The 9,823-nt window shown below is 57.8% G+C and carries 11 protein-coding genes; 5 read left to right on the top strand and 6 right to left on the bottom strand.

Annotation, left to right across the window (positions count from 1 at the left end):
- Nucleotides 1-73 precede the first annotated feature (73 nt).
- Both H6G62_RS00990 and H6G62_RS00985 read right to left on the bottom strand, forming a co-directional pair.
- Nucleotides 74-619 (bottom strand): hypothetical protein, encoded by a 546-nt coding sequence (locus H6G62_RS00990; protein ID WP_190492223.1) that lies wholly within the window; start codon nt 617-619, stop codon nt 74-76.
- Nucleotides 620-854: 235 nt separating this feature from the next.
- On the bottom strand, nt 855-1,898 hold the full coding sequence (locus H6G62_RS00985; protein WP_199324648.1) for a hypothetical protein: 1,044 nt from the start codon (nt 1,896-1,898) through the stop codon (nt 855-857).
- Nucleotides 1,899-2,229: 331 nt separating this feature from the next.
- On the opposite strand from H6G62_RS00985, the gene H6G62_RS00980 reads away from it, so the two are divergent.
- Complete coding sequence (locus H6G62_RS00980; protein WP_199324647.1) at nt 2,230-2,811, top strand: HD domain-containing protein; 582 nt, start codon at nt 2,230-2,232, stop codon at nt 2,809-2,811.
- A 51-nt stretch (nt 2,812-2,862) separates the two neighbouring features.
- On the opposite strand, the gene H6G62_RS00975 is transcribed toward H6G62_RS00980, so the two are convergent.
- On the bottom strand, nt 2,863-3,444 hold the full coding sequence (locus H6G62_RS00975) for a prepilin-type N-terminal cleavage/methylation domain-containing protein (RefSeq protein WP_190492222.1): 582 nt from the start codon (nt 3,442-3,444) through the stop codon (nt 2,863-2,865).
- A 39-nt stretch (nt 3,445-3,483) separates the two neighbouring features.
- Between H6G62_RS00975 and H6G62_RS00970 the strand changes: the two genes are divergently transcribed.
- Complete coding sequence (locus H6G62_RS00970; protein ID WP_347239262.1) at nt 3,484-4,152, top strand: DUF456 family protein; 669 nt, start codon at nt 3,484-3,486, stop codon at nt 4,150-4,152.
- 60 nt (nt 4,153-4,212) lie between these two features.
- Here H6G62_RS00970 and H6G62_RS00965 read toward each other — a convergent pair whose 3' ends face one another.
- Complete coding sequence (locus H6G62_RS00965) at nt 4,213-6,183, bottom strand: hypothetical protein (protein ID WP_190492221.1); 1,971 nt, start codon at nt 6,181-6,183, stop codon at nt 4,213-4,215.
- 200 nt (nt 6,184-6,383) lie between these two features.
- Here H6G62_RS00965 and H6G62_RS00960 point away from each other — a divergent pair, with 200 nt between their 5' ends.
- From H6G62_RS00960 to H6G62_RS00950, 3 genes are all read left to right on the top strand, one after another.
- The gene (locus tag H6G62_RS00960; RefSeq protein WP_190492220.1) at nt 6,384-7,103 is read left to right on the top strand and encodes a response regulator transcription factor; all 720 of its coding nucleotides are present in this window, start codon (nt 6,384-6,386) and stop codon (nt 7,101-7,103) included.
- An 82-nt stretch (nt 7,104-7,185) separates the two neighbouring features.
- Nucleotides 7,186-7,758 (top strand): hypothetical protein, encoded by a 573-nt coding sequence (locus tag H6G62_RS00955; RefSeq protein ID WP_190492219.1) that lies wholly within the window; start codon nt 7,186-7,188, stop codon nt 7,756-7,758.
- 262 nt (nt 7,759-8,020) lie between these two features.
- Nucleotides 8,021-8,443, top strand: coding sequence for a heavy metal-responsive transcriptional regulator (locus tag H6G62_RS00950; RefSeq protein WP_242051769.1), 423 nt, complete (start codon nt 8,021-8,023; stop codon nt 8,441-8,443).
- Nucleotides 8,444-8,536: 93 nt separating this feature from the next.
- Here the strand turns inward: H6G62_RS00950 and H6G62_RS00945 are convergent, their stop codons facing one another.
- Entirely contained in the window at nt 8,537-8,986 is a 450-nt protein-coding gene (locus H6G62_RS00945) for a GNAT family N-acetyltransferase (RefSeq protein WP_199324646.1), read from the bottom strand.
- Nucleotides 8,983-9,768, bottom strand: a complete 786-nt coding sequence (locus H6G62_RS00940) for a class II glutamine amidotransferase (RefSeq protein ID WP_190492244.1) — start codon at nt 9,766-9,768, stop codon at nt 8,983-8,985. The genes H6G62_RS00945 and H6G62_RS00940 overlap by 4 nt, the downstream gene beginning before the upstream one ends.
- Nucleotides 9,769-9,823 lie beyond the last annotated feature (55 nt).

Genomic DNA, 9,823 nt, shown 5'->3' with positions numbered 1-9,823 from the left:
CTCTACTTTTGCCTAAATTCATCGCCGCTAAGCTTAACCCCTTGCCCCCTCAGGTCTCCCAAAGCTTAGTAACTTAGTACCCCTGTCCAGAACTTATGACTGTCCAGTCTACAAAGACATCTTGCGGAGACTGGATCTCATCGTCATAGCTATAGTCGCGGCTACAGTACATGAGCGTTTGCATTAGGCCAAGCGCCCCTCCTGGGAACTCCGCCATCACAGGCATAAGTCTAGTTCTGGCGTCCTTTATCAAGAAACGCAACGCCGCTTGAGTCAAGGAGTAACCACGAGTCTCATCAGGCTCGAAATCTGGATCATCACCCATCATTTGACCGATCCGAAATTCTGATAGTTCTAGCGCTTCGGCCCAGTCACAATACTCCTCGTCCTGGGGTTCCTGGCAGGCAACCCAGCAAAATTGATGGTAAAAATCAGCCAGTGCCATCGCGTAAATTTTGACTTGGCACCTTTCGATCTCAGTTCGGTAGCGAGTTAGCCCAGCCTTGGCTAAATAAGGCCACATCATTTGTGCCCAGTCTTGCCCCAAGCCAACACCCCAAAAGGCTCTATCCGTTAAATCGGCGATATCTTCCCAATCCATTCTGTTCCAAGTAGACATGGATCTTAATCCGAAAGTGCTGATTCTAGGGTGCCCATACAGGTTGCATTAGGATCACCATGTTACTGAAATTCTCTACATCAAAACCCTACTAAGCCGTTGCCTAACGCCTATCTCACGGCTCTAGCTACCATCACCCCCAGAAGCGCAACCAGAGTGTTGGCGTTGGACGGTGTTGATCTGGATGCCAGCCTGCGAGAGAAAGGGCTTTAGCCTCCTCGGTGGGTCACGACGACTAATCTTCCTGGATCAGTCGCCAGCGAATGGTTTGGGCGGTGGCGCTGTTGGCCTCCCCAATCCGCACCTGCACGGTTTCGCTGATGATGGGGCCAAGGGCGGTGAGTAGGGCTCTCAGGTTGGGGGTGCTTTCACCGCTGTCCACATAGACCCGTTCCGAGAGCTGATTGAGCCGTTTCCAGGCGGTGTAGAGCTTGGCGGCGGTTTGCTCAATTTGGGCGGCCTGGGCCACCATGTCGGCGGCGGAGTTGAGACAGCCCACCCGCAGGGCTTCCTCTAGGGCGAGTTCTAGGTCAAAATCGTCGGTTTCGAGAAGCTGCACCTGATTAGCCGACGCCAAATACTTCGACAAATACCGCGCCTCGGCGGTGACCTGCTTCAGGGTGTCGAGGTCGGGATTGAGTTCTACCTCGGTTTTGAGGGTGGTTTGGTGGGTGGGTGGCAGCTTCTCCATCTCCTTCACCAGGGGGGCAATGTAGCGGCTGGGGATGGTGTTGTTAGCGGCTTTCTCTCGCAGGGTTTCGGGGATGAGATCGGAGGTCATGGCGGCCCATTCGTTCGCGACCTGGCGCACCTCCCGGCGGGTGATGTGATCCCCCTTGCGGGCCGAGTCGCTCACTAATTGCTGTACCTCTGGGGCGGCCTTGGCGGTTTCCACAAAGGCCCGTTTGCTGAACTGGTTCACCTCCTTGGGCGTGAGCATCCCCGATTCCAGCAGATGATCGGCGCTCTCCGCCAGTTCAATCAGGTTGTAGGCGTAGCTTTTGGTAATTTCTCGCTCCTTCAACCAGTTGAGAAAGCCCGTGCCTCGGCCATCGCCCCCCCGCTTTTCCCGGTCGCGCACGGCCCGCAAAATGCGGCCCCGCCAAATATCCGTTTGCAGGTCAAATCGGTCGCACACCTGCCATGCCGCCTCTACCTGCTGATTAAACTCGTAGTCTGAGATGCGATCATCGTTGGGATCGGGGAGTTCAAAAACCAATTCCCCCATCTGCATCGCTGACTGAATTGCCTCAGAAGAATAGGGCGTTGACGCCGTCATACCGTTCTTACCACTTTGCACAGGCTGTTTATTCTCCCACGTCTTCTCCCACCCGTTCGATGCAGTTTGCCCATGCACCTGCCCCAGGGGGTGATGGTTGTAGTATACGCCCCACCCCTGGGCTCATTTCCTCCCGGAACGCTAAAGCGCCCCCAATACCCAACCCGAACCCAATCCGAATCAGAACACCCCGATTCCCAGGCCGACAAACCGTAGGAGCGAGGTCTCCTCGCCTGCTGATACCGAGGATCAACCAGCCCTATCAATCATCACGGCGGATATTGGACAAACCCAGAGGAAGTGTCCGTGGACGAGTCAGTATGATACGGGTATGCTGCTGCCGTTACCCGCTGCCACCATGCCCACTGACTCTACTACCGCCCTAGTGCTCCAAGCGCTTCAGTTCGCCGCCCACAAGCACCGCAACCAACGCCGCAAAGACGAAGCCCAATCTCCCTACGTGAATCACCTGATTACCGTGGCCAACCTGCTGGCCAACCCCGGATCCGTGACCGACCCCATTACCCTAATGGGCGGCATCCTCCACGACACCCTAGAAGACACCCAAACCACCCCCGAAGAGCTAGAGGCCGCCTTTGGCCCAGCGGTGCGCCAAGTCGTGCAGGAGGTGACCGACGACAAAAGCCTGCCCAAGGCAGATCGCAAGCGCTTACAAATCGAACACGCCCCCCACCTGTCTCACCATGCCCGCCAAATTAAACTGGCCGACAAGATTTCCAACGTGCAGGATGTCATCACCTCCCCCCCCAAAGACTGGCCCCTAGAACGCCGCCAGGAATACCTCGCTTGGACGGAGAACGTCGTCGCCGGATGCCGAGGTGTGAACCCTGCCCTCGAAGCCCTCTACGATCAAACCCTCGCCGAAGGCTGGCAAACCATTGGGCACCCCTAGATCGGGTCATCCATGGGAAAAATTTACGATTTAAGCCGTAGACTGTGTGCCTCAATAGCAATAACGTCCATCGCTGTTAGGCTTGGTTTGCCCCTGCCCCCGACGCATGGCCCCCAGTAGGGTAGACACGACGACACAGCGGTGACTGGTGCGCCCACCAGAGCCAACAATGGTAACTCGCCCCAGGGAGGTGGTGTTGCCCCTATGGTCGAACGTGGCATAGTGTAGGCCCGCTTTTTTAGGTAGCGTATTGTCTTCACTGGCGAGGCGAACGCCTTCGATCAGGGGTGTCCAATGGGAAGCCTGGATAGCCGACACCGAGGCCGGATGGCTGGCCCACTCAATTCGGTTGTTCCGTTCGCGCAGGCTAAACTGCTGACTTTGTAGGTTTTGGGAGGCGTCCTGTTGGGTGCTGCGCAGGGCTTGGTAGACCATGTCTTGGGTCATATTAACGCGCCGTTGATCGAGGAAACCCAGCCAACTGGGGAGGGCAATCGCCGCCATGATCGCGATGATGGTGGCGACAATCAGGCTTTCGATCAGGGTAAACCCAGCCTGAGATTGGCTATCTTTGGGCCGCAAAAGTAGCGATGTGGTGGATACCTTAGGCCCGCGAGAAGGTGCTTGAGTCATGGTGTACATTTACAGGTAGACGCCCCTAACTGGCTTAGGATGCCCGCCCCTGCCATGCACTCCGATATTTTCCTGCTTCCCCTGTCAATTGGCGCATCTGTGGGCGTAACAGTCGGCACACCGAGGATCTCCGAGGTGGCTCAGGTCATGGCGGCGGGGGCTCCGGTCTGGCAACCGATTCTCTACAGCCTCCTGCTGCTCGTCATGCTGGTTGGGGTAATTGGGGCCGTTGTGCCAGCCCTGCCGGGAATTAGCCTGGTGTTGGGGTCGGTAATCCTATGGGGCTTCGTGGTTGGGTTTAGCAGCCTCAAGTGGGCACTGGGGGTCACCATCGTTGCCACGGTGCTCAGTGTGTTGATCGACTACCTAGCTGGAGTGTTGGGGGCACAGCGGGTAGGGGCGAGCACCTGGGGCCAAGTGGGGGCTTTTATCGGGATGTTTTTAGGGCTCTTTGGCCTACTCCCCTTTCTGCCCACAGGTATTCCACTGTTGGGGCTGCTGCTGGGCACGGTTATTGGAGCCTTCATTGGCGAATTTCTCCACCGTCGCGACCTGAAACTGGGGCAGCGGATGACCCAGTCTGGCAAGGTGGGGCTGGCCATTGTGGTCGGTACCCTGGTAGGTAATGTACTTCAGGGCATTCTGGCGCTCATTGCCTTTGTGGTGTTTGTGGTCACCACCTGGCAGGGCGTTTTGGGAATGTTATAGATCCTTCAGAGCCTAGGAGATCCCCCTTAATCCCTCTTCAAACCGACTGAATTCCCCCGCTTAATTTCTGACAAACCCGCCTAAATCGGGCCGATAGCGGGCCACAAAGCTGCCATAGCTGTCGTAGATGGCCACTTGGCGGTTAACTTGGTGGCTCAGGGTTACTACTTGTTCAATCAACGATTGGGTTTGGCTGCTGAGTTCTTGGGTAAAGGTCACCGTGCCATCGGCGGTGGGGGGCGTCAGGGCTCGTCGCAGGGGTTCCGCATACTGGTTGGCCAGGGTAACTTGCACCTGGGTGGGATCTTCGCGCACGGTGCAGGATCCATTGGCCTCAGAGCAAAGGCTACCGAGGGTCGTGGTCAGGGTTTGGATGGCCACGGCACTGCGTAGCCGACTTTGGGCATTGAGTAGGGCGGGTTCGTAGGTTTCCAGCAGTAATGCCCCCTCTTCTACCAGGATGGTGCCCGCCGGGATTTGCTGGGCACTGGCCACCGCCCGCTGCCAGTGGTTCACCGCCAAAGACCACTGCCCCTTGGCCTCGTAGGCCGCCGCCGCCCTTGCCGCCCGAATGGCCTGGTCGTAGTTGTGGGCGCTCACACTTTCCAGGTGGCTTTGGTTGGTGGTGCGGTGTAGGTGTTGTTGATACTCCTGCATTTGGGCCTGGGCTTGGTCATAGATAAGGGTGCCCTGGGGAATCAGGGACAGCCCCTTAATCGCCGCTTGCCATTCCTTCGTCGCCAGTTGCCAGCCCGCCAGGGAATTGGCGGTTTCCATGCGTTGCTGCGCCAACAGTCCGGTCTGAATGGCGGTATTAAAATTGGCCTCGGCCTCCTCTTCGGCCACAATGCGGCGACCAATGGCGCTGTGGTTGGCGCGATATTCGCTCCGCTTTTTCTGGGCATAGTCGTAGGCAGGGCTAGCCTCTGGCACGGTTTCCAGTTGATGAATGGCCTGCTGCCACAGCAGATGAATATTCACCCAGCGCTCCACGGTGTGGGGTGGATTTTGGCTCAAATCCGCTGCCCGTGCCGCCGTAGCCTGGGCTTGAAGGATGGCCCGCACCGCTTGGATTTCCTGACGATAGCGCTGGAGATCCGCCTGGGCTGATCCGTGGGCTCCCGACCAAGAGGGAATCGGGGCTAGGCGGTTGATGGCGTTCTGGAGATGGGCCTGGGCCGTCTCCAAGTCTGCGACATTGGGATCGATAGCCAGGGTGGTTTCGGCCTTTTCGTAGTGGGTCTGGGCTTGCTCGATACGCTCACACCGCCCCACCACACAGGGTCGAGTGAGGGCCACCGCAAACAACCCACTGCCCACCAAAATCAGCCCCGCCACGCCATAGCTCCAATAGTCTCGTAGCCATTGGTTGAGGGGATCCCAAGGGCTTGGTTCAGGCTCAGGGGGTGGCTTCGGCGCATCCGGATCTCCCCACAGTGCCAGGGCCAAGGAATCAGGCGTTTCGGCGGCGGGTTCTGGGCTCTCCTCTGCGATAGCTGGGTTAGAAAGACTGGGGGGGCAACCGTGCGCAAGATCCTGGGGCGACGGGCTTTCTTGGGACAACGCGATGTCTTGGGCGGGCGGGCGTTCCTGGGGATCAGATGGATCAGAATCATCGGCATCCAATGTTTCAGATTCTGCCGATGCGGCCAATCCTTCCGACGTGGCCGGGAACAGCATGGCAGCGGTATCGGCCAATCGCCAGGTGAAGGTGTGCATGGCGTAGGGACGGTTCGCGGCCTTGAGCTTGAGGTAGATCCGCACGGGGATGAGGGGCTGATCTTCCCAGGGGGATCCCTCCAGGCTGGTGGTGGCGAGGGCGGCGTAGAGATGCTTTTCCAATGCCTTGAAGAGGGTTGCGGGGTCTTTCACGGCTGGGGCACGATGTTGGCCGATCACCAGCAGCCGTCCCTGATGTTCCAGGCCGTTCACCGTGAGCCCTGGGTGGAGTGGGCTGGTGCCTAATTGGATAGCCATCGCCTGGTTGAGGCTGGCCAAACTGGCAAGGTTGGAAATCGGGGTGGAGACCATAGCATCACCAAAGGTACAAAGGGTTAACGAACAAACCGATCCCAAAGGAAGGAAGTCTAAGGAAGCGGTTTCCAGTCATCGCGTGGCCCCATTGACGGCATCAGTCTTCTGAGTATGCTAGTGCAAGGTCACCATTCTGGGACAATCAATTCAGGTCAAAGCGGCGATCACGGCAGCAATTCAGGCTGAGGGGTGACGGAATGTTGATTTTAATCGTTGAGGATGAGGCGGATATTGCCCGCCTCATTCGGCTCTACCTAGAAAAGGAAGGCTTTACCTGCGAAGTTTGCGACGATGGCGAAACGGCGCTGCGCTATCAGCAAACCCTCCAGCCGGATCTCGTGATTTTGGATGTGATGATTCCCAAGCTGGATGGCCTAGAGGTGTGCGCCCGCATTCGCCAAGGGCCAGGGGAAAAGGATCCCTACATTCTCATGCTGACCGCCAGGGGCGAGGAACTGGATCGTATCATTGGCCTCTCCACCGGAGCCGATGACTATATGGTGAAGCCCTTCAGCCCTAGGGAACTGGTGGCCAGGGTGCGAGCCTTGTTGCGGCGCAGTCTTCGCCACGGGGCCGATGCCACCGCCCAAACCTACCAAACCGCCCACTTCATCGTCGATCTCACCCAACGAGTCGCCCAGCGCCAAACCCCCGGTGGCTCCCCCGAAGCGCTGGATCTCACCCCCCTAGAATTTGACCTGCTGGCCACCTTTATGAGCTACCCAGGCCGCGTCTGGAGCCGCCAACACCTGATTGAAAAACTCTGGGGAGAAGACTTCTTTGGTGACGAGCGCGTGGTCGATACCCACATTGCCCGCCTGCGCAAAAAAATCGAGCCCGATTCCTCCCAACCCACCCACGTTAAAACCGTGACCGGAGTAGGCTACCGCTTTGAAGACAATCCCAGCCAATCCTAACCCCTACCCTCTAGCCCCCACTCCCGACTCCCGACTCCCGACTCTCCACTTCCTACTCCCCACTCTCCACTCCCCACTCCCCATGAAACGCCAAGATCCGTTCTTCAACACCATCTACAGCATTGACCAAACCACCGATGCCTACATGATCGAAGCGGCCCTGGATGACTATGGCGACATTTTTAATGAGTGGGATCCGGCCCCCTTTAAGCGCCGCGAACTCGATCCTGATCTTCAGATTTACCTAGAAGGCAGTTCCGACGAAATTTCCTTTCGCTACCCCGTAGAGCTGATTTTCAATTTACCTGCGGAAAAACGGAACGAAGCCATCGAGCAAGAGGTGCGGGTGGGGCTGCGAAATAGCTTTAACTTCAAGCTCTATGTCCTCCGCAAGGAAATCAAAACCATTAACCTACTCACCCTGCGCTATGTCCTGATGGGGCTGGGCACCCTCTGGGCCGCCCAGGCGCTATCCATCCCCGCCGAAGCCTACGCCATTACCATCGTGCTCACCGAAGGGCTGTTTATCGGTGGCTGGGTATTTCTGTGGGAAGCCGTCTCGCTCTTTTTCTTTTCCAACCGCGATATCTATCACCGCTACCGCACCTATACCCGTCTGCGCGATGCCCTGGTGATTTTTCGGGAAGCGACCTAAACCCTTGGCCATGCCCGCTGTTTGCCACCTAGGGACAGATCACCCATGGTGGGTCACGACGGTATCCTAGCTGAGGGTGTAGCCCCACTGAGGGGTTGCACCCCCCACAGCTTTCGGTTTCGGTCGCTATAATGAACCCCCAGCCTTGGGTTGGGTCGATCTGCCGCCCAGGCTAGAGCGATGCCCTGTCGAGGGAAACTCTCCCTCCGTGGGCTTACCCCAGGCTCGCCGTCGTTCCACCGTTGGCCGTTAGGAGAAGTCCATGATGATCACCACCACGCACCTCAAAATTGGCGAAGTGTCGGGCCAGACGGGGGTGGCCGTCGGTGCCCTGCGCTACTACGAAAGCCTAGGGCTGATTACCTCCCAGCGCGGCCAAAATGGCTATCGATACTACGCCCCCGCCACGGTGCAGCAGGTGGAGTTCATCAAAAAAGCCCAGGCTCTCGGCTTTTCCCTGGAAGATGTTAAAGAAGTCCTGACGGTTCATCAGCAGGGCCACACCCCCTGCAACGTGGTGCAGTCCCTCTTGCAACAAAAAATCGACCATCTAGAGGCCCAAATTCAGCAAATGACGACCTTTAAGGCAGAACTCGAACAGTACCGCGATCAATGGGCCAGCCATCCCCCCAAAGCCACCGAGGGCGATATTTGCCCCCTAATCGAGACCGTTTCGCTCTCCTAGCCCCTCTGCCCCACCCACTCTGGGCAGCGCCAAGGCGGAGATCGGGCCAACGCAAAGCAGTCCTAGCTTTGTTCGTCGCGTAGCCATGCAACCCTATTCCCAGGTCACGCGCTTTACCCAGTATTTGGGCGATTCGGTATATCCTTGGCGGGCATAGAACCGATGGGCTGGCAGGCGTCGGCTGTGGCTATGGACTTCCATGCGATCACATCCCCGTTCTTGGGCCATTTGGTAGGCGCGTAATTCTAGAGCGGTGCCAATGCCTTGGCCTCTGGCGTTAGGGCTAACGCAGAGATAGCTAATGCGGCAAAAATCTCCTGGCAGGGCAAGTTGCGGGATGAAGTGCAGAGATATCATCCCCACCACGGCATTCTCAACCACGGCTACAAGCAACGCAGCATCGTCGTGGCTAAGCTGGCGCTGAAGGCGGCGGGCGAGAAAGTCCAGATCAACGGGATAGCCCAAGTCATCCAGCAGGGCGGCTATCACGGCACAGTCCTCAAGGGTTGCGGGGCGCAGGTGAATGGTTGGCAATGGGTTCACAACCTCTGAAGATCCAAGGGGGCAATCGGCGCACCATTCTGAAAAACCAAAAGTTCACCGGGGTGAATGGGTGTCCACTGTTCGTTGTCCGTCAGGCTTGTCGTCGCAATTACGGCAACTCGGTCGTTGGGGGTAGTGAGTTCTTGAAAATCTACGGTGAGATCCTCATCAATCAGATGAGCCGCCGTGAAGGGAGCCTGCCGCACGATGTAGCAAAGCTTCGTGGAGCAGTGGGCAAAGAAGTGTTCGCCATCGGAGAGTAGGTAGTTGAAAATGCCGTGCTGGGCGATGGCGGCGGTGATGGCTTGCAGGGCCGCGTAGAGATCGGCGATGGGGGGCTTGCCCTGGGGGAACCGCTGGCGCAGGGTGTTGAGAATTTGGCAAAAGGCCCGTTCGCTGTCGGTTTGGCCGACGGGGCGATGTAGGCCAGGGGCTTCGGCCAAGGTGGGCACGTCGCCATTGTGGGCAAAGACCCAGTAGCGACCCCACAGTTCTCGCTTGAAGGGGTGGCAATTTTCTAGCCCCACGGGGCCCACCGTGGCCTTGCGGATGTGGGCGATCACATTCGTGGACTTGATCGGATACTGCCGCACGAGGGTCGCGATGGGGGAGGTGCTGGAGGGGTTGTCGTCTAAAAACACCCGACAGCCCAGCCCCTCAAAAAAGGCGATGCCCCAGCCGTCCTTGTGATCGTCGGTTTTGCCACCCCTGGCGCAAAAGCCCTCAAAGGAGAAGCAAATATCCGTTGGCACGTTGCAGTTCATTCCTAGGAGTTGGCACATGGCACTAGCGGCATCACTCCCGGAGAATTTTAATCGATGGAGCAGAAAGCGTCGG

Source organism: Phormidium sp. FACHB-1136 (assembly GCF_014697375.1).
In the GTDB taxonomy this organism is placed as follows: Bacteria; Cyanobacteriota; Cyanobacteriia; order Phormidesmidales; family Phormidesmidaceae; genus Nodosilinea.
Note: the sequence above shows the minus strand (reverse complement) of the source record. Positions and strands in the feature narration are given on the sequence as shown.

Excerpts from the sequence above, each read along its gene's own strand:
- H6G62_RS00990 (WP_190492223.1), bottom strand. The coding sequence starts at position 619 with ATGTCTACTTGGAACAGAATGGATTGGGAAGATATCGCCGATTTAACG.
- H6G62_RS00985 (WP_199324648.1), bottom strand. The coding sequence starts at position 1,898 with ATGACGGCGTCAACGCCCTATTCTTCTGAGGCAATTCAGTCAGCGATG.
- H6G62_RS00980 (WP_199324647.1), top strand. The coding sequence starts at position 2,230 with ATGCTGCTGCCGTTACCCGCTGCCACCATGCCCACTGACTCTACTACC.
- H6G62_RS00975 (WP_190492222.1), bottom strand. The coding sequence starts at position 3,444 with ATGACTCAAGCACCTTCTCGCGGGCCTAAGGTATCCACCACATCGCTA.
- H6G62_RS00970 (WP_347239262.1), top strand. The coding sequence starts at position 3,484 with ATGCCCGCCCCTGCCATGCACTCCGATATTTTCCTGCTTCCCCTGTCA.
- H6G62_RS00965 (WP_190492221.1), bottom strand. The coding sequence starts at position 6,183 with ATGGTCTCCACCCCGATTTCCAACCTTGCCAGTTTGGCCAGCCTCAAC.
- H6G62_RS00960 (WP_190492220.1), top strand. The coding sequence starts at position 6,384 with ATGTTGATTTTAATCGTTGAGGATGAGGCGGATATTGCCCGCCTCATT.
- H6G62_RS00955 (WP_190492219.1), top strand. The coding sequence starts at position 7,186 with ATGAAACGCCAAGATCCGTTCTTCAACACCATCTACAGCATTGACCAA.
- H6G62_RS00950 (WP_242051769.1), top strand. The coding sequence starts at position 8,021 with ATGATGATCACCACCACGCACCTCAAAATTGGCGAAGTGTCGGGCCAG.
- H6G62_RS00940 (WP_190492244.1), bottom strand. The coding sequence starts at position 9,768 with ATGTGCCAACTCCTAGGAATGAACTGCAACGTGCCAACGGATATTTGC.